Annotated in this window: 19 protein-coding genes; 9 read left to right on the top strand and 10 right to left on the bottom strand. The window is 61.0% G+C overall.

Going from position 1 to position 21,529, the window contains the following annotated elements:
- The first annotated feature begins 198 nt into the window (after nt 1–198).
- Complete coding sequence (gene hemC, locus NF78_RS19865) at nt 199–1,176, top strand: hydroxymethylbilane synthase (RefSeq protein WP_035991101.1); 978 nt, start codon at nt 199–201, stop codon at nt 1,174–1,176.
- Between the two features lie 476 nt (nt 1,177–1,652).
- Nucleotides 1,653–3,002, top strand: coding sequence for a S41 family peptidase (locus tag NF78_RS19860; protein WP_081972777.1), 1,350 nt, complete (start codon nt 1,653–1,655; stop codon nt 3,000–3,002).
- 57 nt (nt 3,003–3,059) lie between these two features.
- Here the strand turns inward: NF78_RS19860 and NF78_RS19855 are convergent, their stop codons facing one another.
- On the bottom strand, nt 3,060–4,025 hold the full coding sequence (locus tag NF78_RS19855; RefSeq protein WP_035991099.1) for a DUF362 domain-containing protein: 966 nt from the start codon (nt 4,023–4,025) through the stop codon (nt 3,060–3,062).
- Nucleotides 4,026–4,240: 215 nt separating this feature from the next.
- On the opposite strand from NF78_RS19855, the gene NF78_RS19850 reads away from it, so the two are divergent.
- Together NF78_RS19850 and NF78_RS19845 are read left to right on the top strand one after the other, a co-directional pair.
- Entirely contained in the window at nt 4,241–4,978 is a 738-nt protein-coding gene (locus NF78_RS19850; RefSeq protein WP_035991097.1) for a DUF554 domain-containing protein, read from the top strand.
- Between the two features lie 57 nt (nt 4,979–5,035).
- A complete protein-coding gene (locus NF78_RS19845; protein WP_052050770.1) occupies nt 5,036–5,920 on the top strand; it encodes an AraC family transcriptional regulator in 885 nt (294 codons plus the stop codon).
- Nucleotides 5,921–5,964: 44 nt separating this feature from the next.
- On the opposite strand, the gene NF78_RS29825 is transcribed toward NF78_RS19845, so the two are convergent.
- Both NF78_RS29825 and NF78_RS19835 read right to left on the bottom strand, forming a co-directional pair.
- Complete coding sequence (locus NF78_RS29825; protein ID WP_072016199.1) at nt 5,965–6,171, bottom strand: type II toxin-antitoxin system HicA family toxin; 207 nt, start codon at nt 6,169–6,171, stop codon at nt 5,965–5,967.
- On the bottom strand, nt 6,164–6,388 hold the full coding sequence (locus NF78_RS19835; protein WP_035991093.1) for a type II toxin-antitoxin system HicB family antitoxin: 225 nt from the start codon (nt 6,386–6,388) through the stop codon (nt 6,164–6,166). The genes NF78_RS29825 and NF78_RS19835 overlap by 8 nt, the downstream gene beginning before the upstream one ends.
- A 282-nt stretch (nt 6,389–6,670) precedes the next feature.
- Between NF78_RS19835 and NF78_RS19830 the strand changes: the two genes are divergently transcribed.
- On the top strand, nt 6,671–8,032 hold the full coding sequence (locus tag NF78_RS19830) for a histidine phosphatase family protein (RefSeq protein WP_035991092.1): 1,362 nt from the start codon (nt 6,671–6,673) through the stop codon (nt 8,030–8,032).
- Nucleotides 8,029–9,327 carry a dihydroorotase gene (locus NF78_RS19825; protein ID WP_072016198.1) on the top strand — a complete coding sequence of 433 codons (1,299 nt, stop codon included), beginning with the start codon at nt 8,029–8,031 and terminating at the stop codon, nt 9,325–9,327. Before NF78_RS19830 ends, NF78_RS19825 begins: the two co-directional genes overlap by 4 nt.
- A gap of 118 nt (nt 9,328–9,445) precedes the next feature.
- On the opposite strand, the gene NF78_RS19820 is transcribed toward NF78_RS19825, so the two are convergent.
- From NF78_RS19820 to NF78_RS19795, 6 genes are all read right to left on the bottom strand, one after another.
- Entirely contained in the window at nt 9,446–10,885 is a 1,440-nt protein-coding gene (locus tag NF78_RS19820) for a carotenoid oxygenase family protein (RefSeq protein WP_035991090.1), read from the bottom strand.
- Nucleotides 10,886–11,059: 174 nt separating this feature from the next.
- Complete coding sequence (gene ggt / locus NF78_RS19815; protein ID WP_035991088.1) at nt 11,060–12,688, bottom strand: gamma-glutamyltransferase; 1,629 nt, start codon at nt 12,686–12,688, stop codon at nt 11,060–11,062.
- Between the two features lie 208 nt (nt 12,689–12,896).
- Nucleotides 12,897–13,472, bottom strand: a complete 576-nt coding sequence (locus NF78_RS19810) for a Uma2 family endonuclease (RefSeq protein ID WP_035993413.1) — start codon at nt 13,470–13,472, stop codon at nt 12,897–12,899.
- Nucleotides 13,473–13,549: 77 nt separating this feature from the next.
- Nucleotides 13,550–13,837, bottom strand: coding sequence for a DUF3288 family protein (locus NF78_RS19805; RefSeq protein WP_035991086.1), 288 nt, complete (start codon nt 13,835–13,837; stop codon nt 13,550–13,552).
- Between the two features lie 11 nt (nt 13,838–13,848).
- Nucleotides 13,849–14,967, bottom strand: a complete 1,119-nt coding sequence (gene mnmA / locus NF78_RS19800; RefSeq protein WP_035991084.1) for a tRNA 2-thiouridine(34) synthase MnmA — start codon at nt 14,965–14,967, stop codon at nt 13,849–13,851.
- Nucleotides 14,968–15,152: 185 nt separating this feature from the next.
- Nucleotides 15,153–15,575, bottom strand: a complete 423-nt coding sequence (locus tag NF78_RS19795) for a heavy metal-responsive transcriptional regulator (protein WP_035991082.1) — start codon at nt 15,573–15,575, stop codon at nt 15,153–15,155.
- A gap of 411 nt (nt 15,576–15,986) precedes the next feature.
- Here NF78_RS19795 and NF78_RS19790 point away from each other — a divergent pair, with 411 nt between their 5' ends.
- From NF78_RS19790 to NF78_RS19780, 3 genes are all read left to right on the top strand, one after another.
- Complete coding sequence (locus NF78_RS19790; RefSeq protein ID WP_035991079.1) at nt 15,987–16,583, top strand: DUF3105 domain-containing protein; 597 nt, start codon at nt 15,987–15,989, stop codon at nt 16,581–16,583.
- A 117-nt stretch (nt 16,584–16,700) separates the two neighbouring features.
- Nucleotides 16,701–18,590: an ArsA family ATPase gene (locus NF78_RS19785; protein ID WP_035991077.1), complete on the top strand. Its 1,890-nt coding sequence runs from the start codon at nt 16,701–16,703 to the stop codon at nt 18,588–18,590.
- A 506-nt stretch (nt 18,591–19,096) separates the two neighbouring features.
- Nucleotides 19,097–19,669, top strand: a complete 573-nt coding sequence (locus tag NF78_RS19780; RefSeq protein WP_035991075.1) for a response regulator — start codon at nt 19,097–19,099, stop codon at nt 19,667–19,669.
- A gap of 12 nt (nt 19,670–19,681) precedes the next feature.
- On the opposite strand, the gene NF78_RS19775 is transcribed toward NF78_RS19780, so the two are convergent.
- Nucleotides 19,682–21,526: a mechanosensitive ion channel family protein gene (locus NF78_RS19775; RefSeq protein WP_081972774.1), complete on the bottom strand. Its 1,845-nt coding sequence runs from the start codon at nt 21,524–21,526 to the stop codon at nt 19,682–19,684.
- Nucleotides 21,527–21,529 lie beyond the last annotated feature (3 nt).

The raw sequence follows: 21,529 nt of genomic DNA, 5'->3' as shown, positions 1-21,529 counted from the left end.
GAACGTTTTGGGCAAGGTTCTCTGCCAAGCTGCTCACTTATCATAGACGCCGCCAGCGCCCTAATGTGACAACCCCTTAACATCTCCTGGAGGCCCACCATAGAGGTAGCCGCCATCCTGTAACCTGGAAATTCGGTGGCGGTTAACCCGTCCTGTCTAGAGCCATCCTTAAACCCTTTGCAAGCCTCGTTTCAGACTATGCAATCCACCGCATCCCCAACTGTTTCGACCCCCCAGCGCACCATTCGCATCGTCTCTCGCAAGAGCCAGCTGGCGCTGATTCAAACTCACTGGGTGCGGGACGAACTCCAGCGGCATTTCCCCAATCTGGGCTTCGAGATTGTCACCATGGAGACCCAGGGCGACAAGGTGCTCGACGTGTCGCTGTCTAAAATCGGCGACAAGGGCCTGTTTACCCAGGAGCTCGAAGACACCATGCTGCGCGGCGACAGCGACTTTGCTGTGCACTCCCTCAAGGACCTGCCCACTCGCCTGCCCGAGGGGCTGATGCTGGGCTGCATTACCGAGCGGGAAGACCCCGCCGACGCCCTGGTGGTGCACGAAAAAAACAGGGACAAAACCCTGGCTACCCTGCCCGAGGGGGCGGTGATTGGCACTTCCTCCCTGCGGCGACTGGCCCAGCTGCGCCACCACTACCCCCACCTCACCTTCAAAGACATTCGCGGCAACCTCAACACCCGCCTGCGCAAGCTCGACGAGGGTGGCTACGACGGCATCATTCTGGCGGCGGCGGGGCTGCACCGCATGGATATGAGCGATCGCATCCACGAAATTCTGCCCGCCGAGATCTCCCTCCACGCCGTGGGGCAGGGGGCGCTGGGGATCGAGTGCCGCACGGGGGATGCCGAAATCCTCCAGCTGCTGAGTGTGCTCTCCGACGCCACCACCACCGCCCGCTGCCTGGCCGAACGCGCCTTTCTGCGGGAGCTGGAGGGGGGGTGTCAGGTGCCCATCGGCGTCAACACCAGCCTCGATGGCGATACCCTCACCCTCACCGGGCTGGTGGCCAGCCTCGACGGCCAGCGGGTGATCAAAGACACCGTAGCCGGGCCTAGCGCCGAGGCCGAGGCCCTGGGCAGCCAGCTGGCTCAGTCCCTGCGGGGCCAGGGCGCTCAGGCGATTTTAGACGAGATCAACGCCACCAACCGAGCCTAGGGCGTGTCATCAATCGTGGCTAAAAGCCCGTTATATCAAGCCTTGCCACGCCCGAGCCAAGAAATAGGCTACTGGTTTGTCAAACCTGGATGTGGATGTGGGTGACGGGCCAGCAGCACCCAACCGGGCTGACTACTGTTGGGTGACCCTGCGGTTTACCCAACTTACGAGCGCCCTGATCTTTAGTTGGCGCTGCACCGGGAGCTGTAACCGTTGTGGCGACATTATCCAGGGTAGGCTTTAGAGGCGATCGCGGCTTGTCAAGCCCTACTGTGGCAGTTGAGGGCTGAGCCTGGGGTCACTGCCAAGGGCGTTGTCTGTGCATCCCCGGCCCTGTCGGCTTTTCGTACAGCTAAAGAAAATCCAAAAATCGCCAAAAGTAGCCTTTGCATCTGGCCAAAGCATTAAATCATCAGTCACAATAGGGCCAACCGTAATCGGGTCCGTTGCCTCCCTTCGTCCAGGCTGTATTCACAATGCCAATTTCCTCCTTCTCCCGGCTGCTATCTCGGCTGACGCCTTCTATCCAGGCTGTAGCGTTGGTTCCCCTTGCCTTCGCCGCTACGGTGACAGCAGAAGCCACCTTCGCCGCCACCACGCTGACGGAACTTGAAGATAGTCCCAAGGTCGTCGTGGACGAAGCCTGGCAGATTGTCAACCGGGAGTACGTTGATAACAACTTCAACCAGGTGGATTGGCAGGCGGTGCGCCACGACCTGCTGAGTCGGGAGTACACCTCCCAGGACGCGGCCTATGCCGCGCTGCGAGCAGCGCTGCGGCGGCTGAACGATCCCTACACCCGCTTCCTGTCACCAGCTGAGTACGCTGACCTCACCGAGCAAACCTCGGGGGAGATTTCGGGCATTGGGGTGCGGCTGGAGCGCAATAGCCAAACCGGGGCAGTGCTGGTGACCAGCGTGGCGCCGGGTTCCCCGGCCGCGCAGTCGGGCATTGCGACGGGCGATCGCATTTTGCTGGTCGATGGGCAGAGTACCGAGCGCCTGACCGCGGAGGGGGTGCTGCAGCAGCTGCGGGGCAACGAAGGTTCCCAGGTGACGCTGACCGTTTCCCGCAACGGTGGGGCTCCCCGCACGGTGATTCTCACCCGGGCTCGGATGGATCTGCCCACGGTGGAATATTCGCAAAAAACGGTGGGGGGCCGCCCCATCGGCTACATTCGCCTGATTGAGTTCAACGCCCATGCCGCTCCGCAGATGGCCAGCGCCATTCGCAACCTGAGCGAGGCTGGGGTCGAAGGGTTTGTGCTCGATTTGCGCGGCAACCCCGGCGGGCTGCTGCTGGCCAGCATCGACATCAGCCGCATGTGGCTGCAGCACGGTCCCATTGTCCGCACCCTCGATCGCAGCGGCAACGACAGCGCCATTTCGGCCAACCGCACGGCGCTGACCGATCTGCCCCTCACGGTGCTGGTGGACGGGCGATCGGCTAGCTCCAGCGAAATTTTGACCGGGGCGCTGCGGGACAACAACCGGGCTACCGTCGTTGGCACTACCACCTACGGTAAAGCCCTGGTGCAGTCGCTCCACGGCCTCACCGATGGCTCTGGCCTCACCGTTACCGTGGCCCACTACTACACCCCCAACGGTACCGACATCAGCACCCGGGGCATTACCCCCGACGTGCCGGTCGAGTTGAGCGATAGCCAGCGCCGCGAGCTATTTAGCAACCCCGCCCTGCTCGGTACCGAGGCCGATGCTCAGTTCCTCCGCGCCATCGAAGTGCTAGAGCAAACGATCCTGGCCAGGCAGGGGCGACCGGCTCCGACAGGGGCCAACCGCCTGGGCCGACTCGATCCGGCGGAGTAGGTTATACGGAACCTGCTTGGTTGTAGCCAGCTTGTAGGGGCATTGCAGGCAATGCCCCTACAGCCGACCAGCGTAGGCGGTCATGGGCTCTTTGATGAAGCGAATATAGAGGTGCTTAAACGTCGACTTCACCACTCGCGGCATACCAAAGTCGATGGGCATGAGTTCGGCGGGCAGTCGCCAGTCGAACACCCGCAGCTCGTCGGGGGGGAGCAGCGGAAACGTGATTTCGTCCCAGGCAGGGCAGACTCCCAGCCGTAGGGACTGGGCCACGGTGGGTACGCTCAGCGGATCGACTCCCAGCACCGCTACCATGGCGCGGTCCAGGGCAAACACGTTGCCAGAGGCTCCTAATACCCCCAAAGCCCTGGGTTCCCCACCGCTGGGACCATTGCCCTCGTGCCCCACAATGCCATCGACAATCGTTAGTTCGGGGTCAATTAGCCGGGCGGTTTCCACCAGCATAGAGCCAAAGCGCTGCACGTCTTTACCGGCCTCCATGTGCCACCAGGCCTTCATTTTGCCGGGCACGCAGCCAAACAGGTTCTTCACCCCCAGGGTTAGGGTGAGCTGCACGTGGGACTTGACCTTGGGCAGGTTGATCACCACATCGGCCTCCATCGCTTCTTTCGAAACCCGCAGGTGGTCGAACGCGGGGCTTTCGGTGGGGTACCGCTGCCCGTGTAACTCTACGATGGGCAGGTCGAGCGCCTGGGCCAGGGGCAATAACCCATTTGCCTTGGCCACCCCATAGGCGCTGCCAAAGGCGGGGCTATCGCCCAAAAAGGGTTTGCCGCCTGCGGCCTGCACCTGCTGGGCCACGGCGTAAACCAGTTCAGGTCGAGTGGTGCATTCGTTGGCGGGGCGGGAGCCGGTCAGCAGGTTGGGCTTGAGCAGCACCCGATCGCCCGGTTTGACAAAGGCCGCCATGCCCCCCAGCGGTTCTAGCACCTGGGCGAGTGCGCGCGCCAGGTCATCGCGATCGTAGGACTGGGCCTGAATCAGGCTGACGGGTACGGCCATGATAGTCTCCAGGGAAATGGGTCTGCTTGGAGAATAACGCGGATGGGGGAGGGGTGGGTGGGTGGATGGGTAGGCAGGTGGGTGGGTGGATGGGTAGATGGGTGGGTAGGTGGGTGGAGTTGGTATTTGTGGGGTGGGGATGGGTTCAAAAATGAATATTCAAAATTTTGTACTTTGAATTTTGCACTTTATTTAGTTCGTCATGAGGACTCTCTATGCTCAACCTGTGGGCAACCACCAGCGGCACCTGGATCAACGTCGCCACTGTTTTGCTGGGCACGGCTCTGGGGCTGATGCTGCGCAGCCGACTGCCAAAGTCAATGCAGCAGATCATTACCCAGGCGGTGGGGCTGATGACGGTGGTGATTGGCGTATCGATGGCGACGGGTCTGTCTGCGATCGACGCTGGCCCCATCGACGGGATTATTCTGGCGCTGCTGGTGCTGGCGGCGGGGGGGCTGCTGGGGGAATGGTGGCAGATTGAGAAGCGCCTGTCGGTGCTGGGCGACTGGCTCAAGGCCAGGGTGCGGGGCGGCGGACGCTTTACCGAGGGGTTTGTGGCGGCCAGCCTGCTATTTTGCATTGGCCCGATGGCGATCGTGGGCAGCCTCAACAACGGCCTGACTGGCGACAATACCCTGCTGACGCTCAAGGCAACGATGGACGGGCTGGCCGCGATCGCCCTGACCGGCACCTACGGCGTTGGGGTGGGCTTTTCGGCCCTAAGCGTGCTGGCGGTGCAGGGGGGGCTATCGCTGCTGGCCAGTGTCTCGGGGGCAATCATTCCAGACCCCACCACCAGCCCCCACGTGCTGCTGATTACCGGCACGGGCGGGCTAATGATTTTAGGGCTGGGCCTGAATTTGTTGGAGATTGGCCAGGTGCGGGTGGCCTCGTTTTTACCGGCGCTGCTGCTCAGTCCGCTGGCGATCGCGCTGGCCCAGCGGCTGTAATAGGAATAGGCTAAGCTGAAGTTGTCCGGGTTAGGCGTGTACCCATCGAGCTACAGCATGGCCCCTCAGATTCTCTCCACCCCAGAGCAGGTAGATGCCGTGTTTACGGCACCGCCGTTGCTGTCTACGGTCGATTTTTGCTGGCGCAACACCTATGTAGACTGCCGCTGGGAGCCGCCGGGTGAAACCGCCACCGAGGTTGCGACTCCCTGGCACGCTATTGTGCTGTTTACCCAGCTGCCCGATACGGCGGTGGCTGAGCGCTGCATCGATGGCCAGTACAAGCTGGAGCGGGTGCATCCGGGCGATATTTTGGTGCTACCTGCCGGGGTGGGGCAGCGATCGCGCTGGAACGTGCCCGGTGAGTTTATGAACCTGGTGTTTGACCCGGCGGCCCTGGGGCGATCGCTCGACGAAGCTGCCGATGGCACCACCTACGAGCTGGTGCCCCACTTCGCCACCCAGGATCTGCTGGTGCTGCAGCTGGGTCTGGCCCTGCGGCGGCTGTTGCAGACGGGCGCTCCAAACCGCCTCTATGCCGAGTCGCTGACGACCACACTGGCGGTGCATCTGCTGCAAACCTACGCCACCCGCAAGCCCCAGCTGACGACTTACAATGACGGCCTATCTCGCCCCAAGCTGCGGCGGGTGATCGACTACATCCACAGCCACTTAGACGCCGACCTCAGCCTCGACACCCTCGCCACCCTGGCGGGCATGAGCGCCCACTACTTCGCCCAGCTGTTCAAACAGTCCACCGGGTTTGCGCCGCACCAGTACGTCATTCGCTGCCGGGTTGAGCGGGCCAAAGCGCTGCTGGCGCGGCCAGACCTGGCGATCGCCGACATTGCCTACCAGACAGGCTTCGCCAACCAGAGCCATCTGAATCGCCACTTCAAGCGCCTGCTGGGGGTCACTCCCGGCCAGTGGCGACAGCGGTAAAGCAAAAAGCTATGCCCTACGAGAACCTCCTCAGTCAGCAAACCCTAGTCATTGTCAAACGACTCAATTGCTTCAAGCACCTGCTTAACTATCTTTGGATGCAAAGTTTTCCCGGAGTGGCAAGGCACGACAACTCTTACTCCTTCTCGGAAATAAATACGATGACTACCCTTTGTACGTATAAGTAAAAAATTAGCTTTGAGTAGCCTCTGCTCTGCCTCTTGGTGAGTCAGCCTTGGTTGTTTAGGCAACTTGTACCTCAAGCTGCATAGTCAAAATTTCTTGTTTAGCCAAAGCCTGTTTTTCGGCGTAGGAAAGAGTTTCCAGGTAAAGTTCAATAGCCTCTTGAATGTTTGCTTTTACCTCTTCTAACGTTTCTCCTTGGCTCTGGCACCCCGGCAATTGCGGACAATGAGCATAATACCCTTCATCATCTTTTTCAATAGTGACTGTAAATTGAAAGGCCATACATTCCTCACTTTCTAATGATATGAATCACCAGAGTTAAGTTCTTCTCACTGCTTCAACAATACTATTATCCCACGCCTGCCAGCGCTATTGGTAATCTCTCAACTTGCTCAATGCTGTTCGGGCAGCGATGAACTCTGGAGAAGTATGGATCTATCGTCAGGACAACGGTTGAGGTCAAGAATTCGATTGATCATTCAGACACGTGTGCAGCAAAGCTGCGGGGCGACTCCCCAACAGGGTAAAATCTGACGTTGGTTGAACAACTGAGAGGACAGACCCCTGAAAACCCGCGTAATTATCGTTCGCCACGGGCAGAGCACCTACAACCAGCAAAAGCGCATTCAAGGCCACTGCGATGAGTCAGAACTCACCCCTGGCGGCGAAGCCCAGGCGCTGCAGGTGGGGCAGGCACTGGTCGGCATTCCCTTTGATGCAGTGTGGGCCAGCCCTCTCAAGCGCGCCCGCAAAACGGCAGAAATCATTACCGCCGAGCTGCAAAAGAGCACCCCGGCTCTGGCCGCCCCCAGCTTTACCGACAACCTCAAAGAAATCAGCCTGCCCCTGTGGGAGGGGATGCCCTTTGTCGAGGCCGAAACGCAGTATCCCCAAACCTTTGAGCAGTGGCGCACCGACCCGGCCAACTTTGTTATGGCCGTGCCCCAGTCCGACGGCACGACTGTAGAGTTTTACCCCATTCGCGAGCTGTATCAGCAGGCCACCCGGTTTTGGCAGGAGCTGCTGGCGGCGCACCAGGGCCAGACTGTGCTGATTGTGGCCCACAGCGCCATCAACCGGGCGCTGATTAGCACCGCCATTGGGCTGGGGCCAGAGCGCTTTAACAGCCTCAACCAGGCCAACTGCAACATCAGCGTGCTCAATTTCGCAGGCGGCTGGGGCAGCCCGGTGCAGGTCGAGGCCATGAACCTGACCAGCCACATGAGCGCACCGCTGCCCGACATGCGCCGCGGTCACCGAGGCCCCCGCATGCTGCTGGTGCGCCACGGAGAAACCGAGTGGAACCGCCAGGGCCGCTTTCAGGGCCAGATCGATGTGCCGCTTAACGACAATGGCCGCGCCCAGGGCGAGAAGGCGGCAGAATTTCTTAAACCCGTGACCATCGATGCGGCCTACACCAGCTTTATGGCCCGCCCCAAAGAAACAGCGGAAATCATTCTGCAGCACCACCCTGGCCTGACGCTGCACTCGATCAACGAGCTGCGAGAAATCAGCCACGGCGAATGGGAGGGGCTGTACGAGTCGGAAATTGAGACCAACTATCCCGGCATGCTGGAGCAGTGGCAGAGCCAGCCCGAAACCGTGCAAATGCCGGGGGGCGAAAACCTGGAGCAGGTGTGGTTGCGATCGATCGCGGCCTGGAAGGAAATCGTCTCGGCCCACAGCGGCAGCGAGGAAGTGCAGACCGTTCTCGTTGTCGCTCACGATGCGGTGAACAAGGCGCTGCTGTGCCACGTGCTGGGGCTGGGGCCAGAGTCGTTCTGGCGGTTTAAGCAGGGCAATGGTGCCGTCAGCGTGATCGACTACCCGAACGGTATCGACAGCGCCCCGGTGCTGGTGACGGCCAATATCACCATTCACCTGTCGGGCAGCGTGCTGGACAAAACCGCAGCGGGGGCACTGTGACGGAGGTTGCGGCAGCGGGGGCGCAGCTGATTCAGCAGGTGCGGGTGCTGGATGCGGTCATGGGGAGCGATCGCACCGCCGATGTGCTGGTACAGGACGGGGTAGTGACAGAGATCGCCCCGTCGATCACCGTCATTCCCGCCAGGGCCGAGATGGTCGACGGTCAGGGAAAAATTCTGCTGCCGGGCCTAGTGGATCTCTACAGCCACTCGGGGGAACCGGGCCACGAGCCGCGCGAAACCCTGAAGTCGCTGCTGGCGGCAGGGCAGGCGGGGGGCTTTACCCGACTGGGGATTTTGCCCGATACCGAACCTGCGATCGACCATTCGGCGATGGTGGAGAAACTACGGTCGCGGCGAGACGCCCTGGCGGGTGGTGATCCGTCTTTGCCCCAGCTCTACCCCTGGGGGGCGCTGACCCAGGGTGCCCAGGGCCAGCAGATGGTGGAGTTGGCGGAGCTGGCGGAAGCTGCGATCGCGGGCTTTGCCGATGGTCGAGCGATTCAAAATCCTTTGCTGACTCAGCGACTGTTGCAGTACCTCAAGCCCCTGGGCAAGCCGGTGGCGCTGTACAGCTGCGATCGCACCCTGCGCGACAGCGGCGTGGCCCGTGAAGGCCCCTTTTCGCTGATCTACGGTCTGGTGGGCGACCCGGCCAGTTCTGAAACCGCTGCCCTGGCGGCATTGTTGGAATGCGTGGCCGAGGTGGGCACCCCGGTTCACCTGATGCGGCTCTCGACGGCGCGAGGGGTGGAGCTGGTGCGGCAGGCCAAGGAGCGGGGATTGTCCGTGACCGCCAGCACCACCTGGATGCATTTGCTGTTTAGCACGAAGGATCTGGGCGGCTACGACCCTACCCTGCGCCTGTCGCCGCCGTTGGGAAATCCTGAAGACCGGTTGGCGCTGATTGCGGGGGTAAAGGCGGGGGTGGTGGATGCGATCGCGATCGACCATACCCCGCACACCTACGAAGACAAAACTGTGGGCTTTCCCTCGGCCCCACCGGGAGCGATCGGCCTGGAGCTGGCCCTGGGGATTTTGTGGGATGCCTTTGTGGTCAAGGGCGACTGGTCGCCGCTAACCTTGGTTCGGGCACTGAGCACCAATCCTGCTGCTTGCTGGGGGCAAACGCTGCCCACCATTCAGCCCCAGCAGCCCGCCGAGATGGTGTTGTTTGATCCCGACACTACCTGGACGGTCAGCACGTCAACCCTGTGTTCCCTCTCGGCCAATACCCCCTGGCTGGGGAAAGCGATCCCCGGTCGCGTTCTGCGTACCTGGGTGCCGCCGCGTTAGCCACCGATGACCTAGTACCCTGCGGCTCAAGTCAGCCAGCTGTTCCTGACACCTAACCCCTGACACCCCCAGCAAGGGTTGCCCTATCTCTGACAACCCGTACTAGGCACACCTAAATTTACCCACTCACCCAGGTGCCGTGGAAGCTGGGGGGTACAACGCTGGGCAACTCCAGGCGGCAAACTGGCCCCTTCTCCAGGTCGTGACCCTCGAAAACCCACACCTCGCTGCGGTGGTGACAGCCATCGTAAACCACAGTCAGCACCCACGGCTGCTGAGGGTTGGCAGCATTTTCCACCGGGATCGGTTCGGAGGGGTAGCAGCCGGGGCCAGCATCGGCGACGGTAAGGCCAGTTTTGGGGTCAAAGCAGGCGATCGCGCCAAACAGCTCGCTCAATGGCACCAAGTCGTCGCGGTGCACGTTCAGGTAACTGACAGCCGTTTCGTCCTGGCCGATCGCGATCGGAAACTCGCAGTGGCGGTCAACCAAGCACTGCTGATCCAAAATTCTCGCAGTTTTGGGGTCGATGCGGTACTGCCAGAGCTGGGCATCGGCGGGGGTGGTCATATGGCCCGAGGCCACTTCTTTGAGGTACTGATTGGTGGCAAAGTCTTTGTAGCGCACCACATCGAACACAACCGAACCGTCAAAATCGAGGTAGCTGTGGCCAAAGTGCCACTGGTACCAGGGGTCTGTAGCGTCAAAGGCGATCGGCTCCAGACTGTCTGCATCTACCACAATAATCTGGGTGCCCTGCTGGGGCTGCCACTGGAGCGCATCGCTAAAGCTGCTGAGGCCAAACAGCGCCGGCAGCGGGCTAAGCCGCACGGGCGATACGCAAAACACCAGGTAGCGATCGGCCAATACAAAGTCGTGAATCAGCGGAATGCCGCTGAGGGGAATGCTGCCTGTTTTCTCCACGGCTCCGGCAGCGCTGAGGCGGTAGAGCTGGAGGGTGGCGTTGCCCCCTGGCACCAGGCCAAAGCTGAAGATTTTGCCCGTGCGGGGGTGGCGCTTAGGGTGGGCCGTAAACGTGTCGCTGGGCTTGAGCCCGTCTAAATTATCCAGCCCCAGCGTTTCCAGGGTTTCGAGATCGAGCCCATGGGGCAGTCCCCCCTCCCACAGAGCCAGCAGACGATCGGGCAGAGCCAGTACTGAGATATTGGCGACATTTTTAATTTGAGTCTGCCAACGCTGCCAGATGGAAACGGGCGGCAGGGTGCCGTAACCTCGATACAGGCACTGCCCAGACTCTTCCTCCTCCACAAATCCGGCAGAGCGCACGTAGCGATAGTTGGCCACAGCCGAACCGCCATCAAACCCTACCCGCAGCACCGCCCCATCACCATCAAACCAGTGACTAAATTGAACCCCCCCCCGCTCCAGGCGGGCCGGGCCGTTGCGGTAGAGGGTGCCCTTCAGCCCGACGGGTAGTTCGCCTTCTAAGACAGTCAGCGGAGTGGCGGCAAATTCTGTGGCGGGCTGGGCGATCGCAGCAGCCCACAGGGCCGCAGGTGCTACAGAGGGTTGCGCTTTAGGCGGTGCCGAAGGAGCCATAGGTTAGGAGATGTCAGTACTCTCTTAATTGTGAACCAGTTCAGAAAACCAGGGGAAACAGATACGGCTCCTATCCCTTCAACCTGATCAGGGACCATCCCCTCATCTCCTCATCACCACTTTCCAGAAAGTCGCTCCATGCCTACCCTCCCACTCACCTACCCTCCCACTCACCTACCCATCCACCACCACACACGCCCCGCCCCGCCGCCCATCGCCCACCCCCGACAAAACCCCATCCGAGCCAACCGCGACCGCGTGGACACCGCCAAAAAACATGTTGTGGCCCTGCCACCAGGTGCAGTCGTCATCGCCGGGAATGCCCAGGGCTTCAATTTTCTCTCGGTCGTAGCCAGGCTCCAAGTGTAGCGCCCCGCGCTCCCAGTGCAGGCGGGGGGCCTGCACGGCGGTTTCAATATCCATGCCAAAGTCGAGCACGTTGGAGATCACCTGCAAAATGGCTGTGCGGATGCGGTTAGAGCCGCCCGAGCCCAGCACCACGTGGGGTTTGCCGTCTTTGAGCACAATTGTAGGGGCCATCATCGACGACATGCGCTGGTTGGCGGGCCACTGGTGAAAGCCCTGGGGACTGAGGTCTTCTTCGCCCAGCATGTTGTTCATCATGATGCCGGTGCCGGGGATGATGTAGGCCGAGCCCTCGCCATTGGAGGTGGTGAGGCTGGCGGCGTTGCCCTCGCCGTCGATCGCGCTGATGTGGGTGGTGCTGCCCCACCGACTGCCACCCTGGCTGAGGGTGGTCCGCAGCTGCTTCAGGTAGGGGGCGAGATGGGCGGGGCCGAGAAACTCCTGGGCAATACTGGGACGGTAGAGGTGGTCGTCGTAACCCTGCTGACGAGCCAAATTGGTTAACCCCATGACCTCGCGCAAAACCGCCACGTGGCGGGGGCTGCTGTGGGGAGTACTGGCGGTTGATGCCTGTGCCAGCAGGTGCAGCGCAAAGGCGATCAGGGTGCCGCCGGAGCTGGGGGGCGGGTTGGTCAGAATGGTGTCGCCACCGTAGACCACGCTCAGGGGTTCGCGCTCGATCACCCGGTAGGTTTGCAGATCTTCCAGGCTCAGGTAGCCGCCCTGGGCCTGACAGTCCTGGGCGATCGCATGGGCCAGCTCGCCCTGGTAAAACCAGTCGCCCCCGTGGCGCACCAGGTTCTGCAAAAAAGTAGCGCAGTCGGGCATGTAGAGGCGATCGCCCGCCTTCAGCAGGTTGCCCTGGGGGGCATAGATGGCCTGGGCGGCGGCGGTGGCAGTGAGAATCGGGGCCAGAATCTCAAAGCTGTAGGCTCGAAAGGCATCGACATCAAAGCCCTGAACCGCCCAGTGCTGGGCCGGGGCCACCACCAGCTCCAGGGGCAGGCGACCCAGGGTTTGGTGAACGTGCAGCAGTCCGGCGATCGCCCCCGGTACCGCCATCGACCCCAGGCCAATGTGAAACTCCTGCACGGTGTCGCCAAAGTTGGCGTGGATCGGGTAAAAGTCGAGCGATTCGCGAAGCGTTCGGGAACCGACTTGGAACGAGTCTCCGTCCCGGAATCGCCCGCTGTCCTTTGATCTGGGTGTTTGGCAAAAAAAATCAAACAGCCGGTTTTCGCCCGCCGCCGTATGGGCCAGCAAAAACCCGCCCCCCGCCAGCGAGGTCAGCGACGATTCCACCACGCAGGCGGCAAAGGCAGCGGCGATCGCCGCATCGAAGGCATTCCCCCCCTGGCGCAGCATCTCGGCCCCTGCCTCGGCGGTGAGGGTGTGCCCTGCGGCGATGGCACCCCGATTCGCTTTAAGACTACTCATAGCTGGCTAGTATACCGCTCGTTGTAAGGCTCGCTGTGGAGAGAAAACGGGTTTCTTTGCGGCAACTGCCTAGGCAACTCTAAACCCACCGCTGAAACCTGGGTTCTAGCCGATTACTCTGCGGCTTAAGCTGGCCAACCATTCCTGAAACCTGGCACCCGGCACCCAACACCCACAGCAAGGATTGTTATATTTCTGCCCGTCAATACTAGGGCAACTCCCCCGCTGCCAAAACTTGATCCACCGTCAACGCTAGCGCTGGAAACGTAGGCGACACCAGGGGCTGATCCCCTACAAATACGGTTTCGTCGTAAAGCCCTTCGTTAAACGTCAGCACCGTCACCTTAAGTTCTAGAGGATCAACAATCCAGTATTCAGGAATCTCTAGGGCAGCGTACTCGGTGCGTTTATAGCGGTAGTCACGGGTAACAGAGTCGGGGCTGACGACTTCTATCACCAGCAGGGGAGAAGTTGAAAAAACAACCGATCTGCCTTTTAGCTCTTGGGCCTGATCGAGTGTAACTACAGACACATCAGTGAGTCGTGATTTTCGTAGTCCAGTCCTTACACCTGATTCACGAAAACATAGCCAAGGACGCTGAAGTCTCCTAATTTCGATATCTAGTGCCTGTTCTAAGAATTTGGCAATTAAAAAATGCTCCATAACAGGCGGTGACATTGCAACTAGCTCCCCATCAACTAGCTCGTAGCGATTCTCAGAGCCGTCATCATAGGCAATGTAGTCTTCAAACGTACAAAGTACTTTTGCGGTGGATGGGGTCATAGAGTTGCTCCGCATTTCCCTTGCTTTGCCACACCTAGCTCTTCTCAAGATCTGGAGTTCTGTCTTCTACCTTACCTCTAGCTCCAGTCTTCGCGGCCTCGGCCCAGCCCCTTATACACCTCGCCCTGCTGGTGAATGGCGCGGGTTTTTTCAAACAGCTCGCTTTCGGTGAGCTGCCAGCGACCAAGGGCTTTTTTGAGGTCGGCCTGGATGTCGCGGGCACCGGGAAATCCGTCGTAGCGAATCATCAACCGGGCCAGTTCCACCAGGTTGTAGTCGGTGGCTTCGCCGACCAAAAGCTGGCTCACCACCTGGCGATCGGTCTTGTACTGCGGGTGCTGCTGGTCTTTGGTCGTGTCTGCCATGGCGATCGCTATTAATGACTCAGAACACGGGCATTCGAGGTTGGTGCCGCCACCTCAGGGACCGCCGCCGCCTCAATCAGCCCGCCGCCCAGCACCCGGTCGCCGTCGTACCACACCGCCGCCTGGCCAGGGGTGACGCCAAACTGCGGCTCGTCGAAGACAATTTTCACCCGCTCACCCGTTCCCGTTTCAGCGGCTAGCGGTACCAGAGTTGCGTCCACGGCCTCACTGCGGTAGCGGATCTGCACCGACACGGGCATCGGTTCGGTGGGCGCGGCGATCGAGACCCAGTTGACCCGCTGCACAGTGCAGTCAGGCCAGTGGGCATCACTGCGATCGGCCACAATCACGTGGTTTTTGCCCATGTCAAAGCCCACCACGTACAGCGGGTTGGGAGCAGCAATGCCCAGGCCCTTGCGCTGGCCAATGGTGTAGTGGTGAATGCCATTGTGCTGTCCCAGAATGCGTCCCTCGGTGTCCACGATGTCGCCGGGTTTGGGGGCCAGGTACTTGTCTAGAAAGGTCTGCATCGAGCCGTGGTGCTCGATCAGGCACAGGTCCTGGCTGTCGGGCTTGGCGGCGGTGTGCAGGCCCAGCTCGGCAGCGATGCGGCGGGTTTCGGTCTTGGTCTGGTGGCCCAGGGGGAAGTCGCAGCCAGCCAGCAAATCCTGGGTCAGGTCGTAGAGAAAGTAGGACTGATCCTTAGCCGGGTCCACGGCACGGCGCAGCTCGTAGCGGCCTGTTTCCGGGTTTTGGGTAATGCGGGCATAGTGGCCAGTGGCAATGCGGTCTGCGCCCAGTTCCTCGCGGGCGTACTGCAACATGGGCCCAAACTTGACCGCCCGATTGCACTGGGAGCAGGGCAGGGGCGTAATGCCGCTGCCGTAGCCTTCAACCAGATAATTAATAATCTCGCGCTCAAACACCTCGCGGCTGTCCACCACGTGGTACGGAATGCCCAGGTCCTCGCAGAGCCTGGCGGCATCCACCATGCCCTCGGAGCAGCACTGGCCCTTGCCCTTCATCAGCCACAGGGTGAGGCCCACCACGTCGTAGCCCTGCTGGTGCAGGGTGGCCGCCGCTACCGAACTATCTACGCCGCCGGAAAGCCCGACTACTATCTTTGCCATGGCCAATACGTGGGTTCTGGGTACAGTCCAGTGAACTATTGTAGCTCAGGGGGGATGGGGGATTTTTGGGGTGTTAGGTGTCAGGCTTTGGGTTTCAGGTATACGGTTTGTGGCAAACCTTGAACCGTACACCGTGCACCGTATACCCCCGATACCCGTCACCCGCCACCCAATACCCAACACCCTCACTCCGCCAACGCCACGGTTTCGATCAGCGGACAAATATCCCCCGGCTGCGGGCGTGGGTGCGTCTCGGCCCAGCGATCGCGGTACTGCTCCAGATCGGCCTTAAACGCTGTCATCTGCTGAATCTGGGTTTCCAGCTGCTGAATTTTGGCTTGCAGCAGCGATCGCACAAACTCGCAGGGCACATCGCCCCGCTGGTGCACATTTAATACGTCTCCCACTTCGTCTAGGGAGAACCCCAGGGCCTGGGCTTTTTTGATGAACTGCACCTGATGAACGGCCTCGGGGGAGTAGTAGCGATAGCCGTTATCGCCCCGTTCAGAACTCAGCAGCCCCAGGCTTTCGTAGTAGCGCAGCGCTCCCACCGCAATGCCGGTTTGCTTGGCCACATCGCCAATCTTCAACCGCGTTGCCACAGCCATAGCCAACCCTCTCTGTAAAAAGCAAGGATATCTTCACTTTAAACCTTATAGCCAACTAGAAGGTAAAGGGGATGGCGTTGAAGCCATCACCGCTCTGATGGGCCGCGCTCATGTCCATAGTTGCTGTACGGGATAGGGATCAAAAGCGGGATCGGCACTGGCGATCGCTGGTCTAGCATCGAGCAGCAGACGTTCTCTGGCTTGCGCGAGAGTAGACAACCGGACGTTTTGATGTATGACGTTTTGATGTATTAGAACAGGTTTATCCCCTATCCTAGCCCCCGTGCCGACTGAAAGGAATTGCAAGAGAAAGGGCATTTTTCCGGCACCCGGCCCTTTAAGCTGCATTGCTACACTGATTAAGGACAATTGTTAAGCTGTCGTTGCAGTTACTCTAGCCCTGCCGAAAACATGACCGAGTCTACCCGCACCAAGCGCCGCCGCCGGGGCGATGCCCCCAACCCCCTGTCATTTTTGCTGGGGCCTGTAGGTATCGCCGTGCTGATGGTCGCCTTGATTGGGGGGCTGTGGTACCGCAACCGGCCCCAAACGGTGGCCTTTGAGCCCAACACCACTACTGGAGAGGCGGCGATGGCCAACGTTCAAACCTTCCCTGACCAGGGGCAGGCCCACGTCGCCCCCGGCCAGCCCGTCAACTACGACACCGACTTCCCCACCTCCGGCCCCCACGACCCCAACCCCGTGCTGCCCGGCGTCTACGGCCAGCCCCAGCGGCTAGAGGAATTGGTGCATTCCCTGGAGCACGGCAACATCGTGATCTACATCGACCAGCCCGGCCAGCGGGCCGTGGATACCCTCACCGCCTGGGCCCGAGAATTTCCGGGCTATTGGGATGGCCTGGTGGTGGTGCCCCACCCCGGTTTGGGCCAGGAAGTGGTGCTCACCGCCTGGACCCAAAAGCTGCGCCTGCCGGAGTTTGAGCCCGAGGCAGCGGCTACGTTCATTGATGCCTACCGGGGAAGGGGGCCGGAGAATCCGGTGCGCTAGAGGGGTGGATGAGTGAATGGGTAGATGAGTGGATGGGGGGCGATTAAATTTCGTAGCTGCGCTGGCGTTCTCCTGCCGTAGCGGGCACCCTAAAAGAGCACCGTCCAGGGATCAGCCATGCTGGCATCTGCGCCCCAACAACTTTTTATGTTTAGCGGCAAGGGCGGTGTGGGCAAAACCACCCTCTCCTGCGGCTTTGCCCGACAGCTGGCGCAGCAGCGCCCCGACGAAACCGTGCTGCTGATCTCCACCGACCCGGCCCATTCCCTGGGGGATGTGCTGCTGGTGGCCGTTGACAATACTCCTACCCCCCTGCCCGACCTGCCCAACCTCCAGGTGCGGGCCCTGGATGCCGTCGCTTTGCTGGAACAGTTTAGGGCCGACTACGGCACGGTGCTGGAGCTGTTGGTGGAGCGGGGTAGCTTTGTGGCGGGCGATGACCTCAGCCCGGTGTGGGATATGGGCTGGCCGGGGCTGGATGAGCTGATGGCGCTGCTCGAGATCCAGCGGATTTTGCGCGATCGCACCGCCGATCGCGTCGTCGTCGACATGGCCCCCAGCGGCCACACCCTCAGCCTGTTCGCCCTGATGGACTTTATGGACATCCTGCTGGGGTCCCTGGGGCAGTTCCAACAAAAACATCGCACCCTGACCGAAACCCTGGCGGGCCGCTACACCCCCGACCAGGCCGATGCGTTTATTGTGGACATGCGCCACGACCTGGAGCAGGGCCGGGGGTTAATGCAAGACCGCGATCGCACCGCCTGCTGGGTAGTGGGTATCCCGGAGCCAATGAGCTGGGCCGAGAGCGATCGCTTTATTGTTGCCCTGGGCCGGTTGGGCATTTCCCTCGGCGGCCTGGTGATCAACCGAGTGATGCAGAACGGAGGCCACCCGCTCGACATTCAACGTCACCTGCTGGACGAGTTTGCCGCCATTGCCCAGGGGCAGCCGGTGCTGTGGGTGCCCACCCAACCTGGTGAACCCGTGGGTGCCGCCGCCCTCGATGCCCTTATGCCCCAGGTGCAAGTGCTGAACCAGGCCGCCGGGGTCACGGTCTTCACTCAGGCCCAGGCAGAACCTGTCCCCCAGCCCATCCCCCCTTTAATCGAAGATCTGGTGGCGGCGGGGCGGCGGCTAATTGTCGTCGGAGGTAAGGGAGGCGTGGGCAAAACCACCGTGGCCGCCGCCCTCAGCTGGGGCCTGGCCGATCGCCACCCCGAAGCCAACCTGCGGGTGATGTCCATCGACCCGGCCCACTCCCTGGGCGATGCCTTTGGCCAACCCCTGGGCCACGAACCCACCCCCCTGCGCCCCAACCTCCAGGCCCAAGAGGTCAGCGCCGAGGTGGTGCTTGACCAGTTTCGCTCCGACTACCTGTGGGAACTGGCGGACATGATGGCGGGGGATGGCGAGGTGGCCGACGGCATTCAACTGCTCTACGGCCCCGACGCCTGGCGGCAAATTGTCGCCCAGGCCCTGCCCGGCATCGACGAAATGCTCTCGCTGATCACCGTCATGGACCTGCTGGAGCGCAACGAGCAACAGCTGATTGTGCTCGACACTGCCCCCACCGGTCATCTGCTGCGCTTCCTGGAGATGCCCACCGCCCTGGGTGACTGGCTGGGGTGGATCTTCAAGCTGTGGATCAAATATAAAGATGTGGTAGGCCGGGTGGAATTTATGGGTCGTCTGCGCACCCTGCGCCAGCGGGTGATGGCCGCCCAGGCCAAGCTCCAAGACCCCCAGCACACCGAATTCATTGGCGTGGTGCAAAACCAGTCGGCGATTTTAGCCGAGGCCCACCGGCTGAATCAGACCCTGGGCGATCGCGGCATTGCCCAGCGCTACATTGTCCACAACCGCTACCAAAGCGGATTGGACCTCCCCGCCGCGCTGTTTCCAAACCAGTGCGTGGTACGGTTGGCGGCTCTGGCTCCCAGCCCCAACCCCTTCAACCAGGTGAAGCAGGCGGCTCACCTGTTGCTGTCGCCGCCCCAGGGGTAAACCCCTCAATCGGTTAACTTGTTTGGTGTTGCTGAATTAGGGCATGAACGTGGGCCGGGGCAAAGGGCCGTTTGCCCCTACGGGAGGCGCTAAATGCTTGATTCATGCCGAGGTTCAGCAACGCCACTTGTTTAGCCCTGTTAGCCCCCAGGAATCTGGAGCGAGCTGTCGATTTGGGGAGGATTTGGGGGAACTCTTTAACCAGCCCTAGGGCGCGTCACCAACTCTGGCCAAAGAACGTTTAACGCCAGCGGGTCCATCCCCGGCCCAATAGCCAGGCCAGGGGCTTTCACACAGCCCCTCAAGCTAGCAGCGGTCATTGATGACGCCTTCAGAGCGCCGTGACCAACAAAATGGTGACAGCCCCTAGAGCAGTTCAGGCGGGCCAATTTGCCCAGCAACTCCTGGCGTCAGAGATTCTCATTTCTGGCAAGGACTTTCTAAAAACCTGAACTATACTGATTTCACGTCTACCAAGCCCTTCGACACCGCAAGAGGAGTCAACTGTGACAAATCACAAGATTTTGGTCATCGACGATAGCCGGGTCATCCGCATGCGGGTGCGCGACATGCTGCCCCAGGGCAACTTTGAAGTCGTTGAGGCCCAAGACGGAGTCGAAGGCATGGATGCCATTCGCAGCCAGCGCCCCAACCTGATCATGCTCGACTTCTTGCTGCCCCGCATGAGCGGCTGGGAAGTATTTCAGGAAATTCAGGCCAACCCGGACCTCCAGCACATTCCCCTGGTGCTGATGTCGGGCCGCAAGGAAGAAGTCACCGAAAAAATTACCGAACCCTTTGAGTATTTCGAGTTCATCCAAAAGCCCTTTGAGCAAAAAGAGCTAATCGAGGCGATCAAAGCGGCCATGGTCAAGGCCCGCAAGCCCCGCCGCACCGCTGCTCCTGCCGCCGCTGCTGCGACCCCAGCGGCCCCGGCCCCCGCTGGCGGCGGTGGCGACATCAGCGCCGCCGAATTCCAGGCTCTCCAGGCCCAGGTGAAGCAGCTGCAGGGCGAAGTGGCGCAGCTCAAGGGGCAGTTGGCCAAGGTGCTGGCTTTCATCAAACAAAAGCTAAAGTAGACCTCGGATGCTTTAGCGGGGTTCAATCGGCTCTGGTGTCGCTGAGGAGTGAGCCCCGCCGCCATCGACGACAGAGTCATCCCGCTCGGTCAAGCCTTTGTTTGACCCGCCGCTATGGCCATTGTCCAGCCCCATAAAGGTCTGCTGGGGCACCCCAATGGCAATTTCCGCTCGGTCAAAGGCAATTCGCAGGCGGCGACGGTACTCACGGGCCACCAAAAACTGCTTCAGGGGGCGGGTGCGAATCCAGAGCAATACCGTGAGGCCAGCGTGGGTCATCGCGTCGATGCCCAGCATTTCCACCGGATTGAGAATGGCGTAGCGCCACTCGGGGTCGCTGGCCATAGCATGGGCGGTTTCCTGCACCACCCACAGCGCCTCATCCACGTTGGTGCCATAGGCCACATCAATTCTGATATTGGCCCGCGACCAGGAGCGACTGAGGTTTTCGACCTGGGCAATCAGGCTGTTGGGCAGGGTGACCAGGCGACCATCTTCGCCGCGGATCTGGGTGATGCGCAGGTTGAGGTTTTCGACAATGCCGGTGGTGGTGCCGATGCTGACCAGATCGCCAATGGCGTACTGGTCTTCGAGCAAGATCAGGAAGCCGTTGACCACGTCTTTGACTAGGCTTTGGGCCGCAAACGAGATGGCTAGGGCCGCGATCGCCCCGAAGGCCAGCAGCGACGCTGGCGCAATCCGCAGGGTTTGCAGCACCAGCAGGGTGGCCAGCACGTAGACAACAGTAGTCTTCAACCCCTTCAGCGCCCCAGTAATGGTGGAAAGGCGCATGGATTTGCGCTGGATATCGTCGAGATCGCCCAGCTCGTTTTTGCTCCAGGCCTGGGCTACCCGCTCGATCGCCAGATTGGTCAGTCGGTTGAAAAGCCCGGCCAGAAACCAGGTCAGCAGCAGCAGCACCGGGATGGAGAACAGCCCAACAGCATAGCCACGGGTTTGGGGAAAAATATAGAGGCCGCTGGCAATGCCGGTAATCCACACAAAGGCAATTCCCCAGAACATCAGCCAGCGCAGAAAGGCCACCACCTGCAGCCGCTGCTCCAGGGTGATCTGGTAACGAAACAGGGACTGAATCTGCTGGGCGGGGAACGCATCGTCGGGGATTGCCGGTAGGTCTGCCTGGGCGGTCTGTCTGCGCTCCAGGGCGCTCTTGCGCCAGCCCAGCACTTGCCAGATCCCGGTCAGCAGCAAAGTGAGGAGAATGGCGGCCAGCAGGATCCAGAGGGTTCTGCGAACTTGCTGCCGCCGGGCTCCGGGGAGACGACTGTCGACCGCCTGGCGCAGCTCGTCCTGCAGTTCTGCCTGCCAGCGCTCGGCCAGATCCCCCTGGGAAACCTCGTTGTACTGGGCATCGGTGTCGGTCACTGTCAGCAAAACCCTGGGTTCCACCAGCCCCGCACCCACCGCAAACAGCACCGGCTGCCCGCCAATCAGCTCGATACTGATTTCCAGGGACGCACTGCTGAGGGACTCGTCGGCATCGATCAGGGGCAGGGCGCGGTTCACCACCTGGTTGAGATTGGTCTCGATCTGGCGGGCCCGCACTTCGACCGGCACCCCAGCACCTGCTTCATTGCGGTTAAAAACCGCTGGAGAGGCAATGTCGAACAGGGCAATTCCGTCGAGGCTGACTGAGGTGACTTCCAGCAGGCCAATCCGCTTCACCCCCGCAGGCGGCAGGGTGCCGGTGCCGGGGGTGAAGGGATTGGGCAGTTGGGCGGCCGCCAGGGTGCCGCAGCCGAGGGCCATCAGCCCCCCCAGGACAAAAGCAAAAAGCGATCGCGCCCAGAAACCCAGTCGTTTTCGAGTTGTCGATGGCGGCTGTGGTGTGAGCATGGC

Source organism: Leptolyngbya sp. KIOST-1 (assembly GCF_000763385.1).
Classification (GTDB): Bacteria; Cyanobacteriota; Cyanobacteriia; order Phormidesmidales; family Phormidesmidaceae; genus Nodosilinea.
The sequence above is the reverse complement of the archived record's forward strand: the minus strand, read 5'-3'. Positions and strand labels throughout refer to the sequence as shown.

Coding starts and splice junctions, on each gene's coding strand:
- hemC (WP_035991101.1), top strand. CDS start 199: ATGCAATCCACCGCATCCCCAACTGTTTCGACCCCCCAGCGCACCATT.
- NF78_RS19860 (WP_081972777.1), top strand. CDS start 1,653: ATGCCAATTTCCTCCTTCTCCCGGCTGCTATCTCGGCTGACGCCTTCT.
- NF78_RS19855 (WP_035991099.1), bottom strand. CDS start 4,025: ATGGCCGTACCCGTCAGCCTGATTCAGGCCCAGTCCTACGATCGCGAT.
- NF78_RS19850 (WP_035991097.1), top strand. CDS start 4,241: ATGCTCAACCTGTGGGCAACCACCAGCGGCACCTGGATCAACGTCGCC.
- NF78_RS19845 (WP_052050770.1), top strand. CDS start 5,036: ATGGCCCCTCAGATTCTCTCCACCCCAGAGCAGGTAGATGCCGTGTTT.
- NF78_RS19835 (WP_035991093.1), bottom strand. CDS start 6,388: ATGGCCTTTCAATTTACAGTCACTATTGAAAAAGATGATGAAGGGTAT.
- NF78_RS19820 (WP_035991090.1), bottom strand. CDS start 10,885: ATGGCTCCTTCGGCACCGCCTAAAGCGCAACCCTCTGTAGCACCTGCG.
- ggt (WP_035991088.1), bottom strand. CDS start 12,688: ATGAGTAGTCTTAAAGCGAATCGGGGTGCCATCGCCGCAGGGCACACC.
- NF78_RS19810 (WP_035993413.1), bottom strand. CDS start 13,472: ATGACCCCATCCACCGCAAAAGTACTTTGTACGTTTGAAGACTACATT.
- NF78_RS19805 (WP_035991086.1), bottom strand. CDS start 13,837: ATGGCAGACACGACCAAAGACCAGCAGCACCCGCAGTACAAGACCGAT.
- mnmA (WP_035991084.1), bottom strand. CDS start 14,967: ATGGCAAAGATAGTAGTCGGGCTTTCCGGCGGCGTAGATAGTTCGGTA.
- NF78_RS19795 (WP_035991082.1), bottom strand. CDS start 15,575: ATGGCTGTGGCAACGCGGTTGAAGATTGGCGATGTGGCCAAGCAAACC.
- NF78_RS19790 (WP_035991079.1), top strand. CDS start 15,987: ATGACCGAGTCTACCCGCACCAAGCGCCGCCGCCGGGGCGATGCCCCC.
- NF78_RS19785 (WP_035991077.1), top strand. CDS start 16,701: ATGCTGGCATCTGCGCCCCAACAACTTTTTATGTTTAGCGGCAAGGGC.
- NF78_RS19775 (WP_081972774.1), bottom strand. CDS start 21,526: ATGCTCACACCACAGCCGCCATCGACAACTCGAAAACGACTGGGTTTC.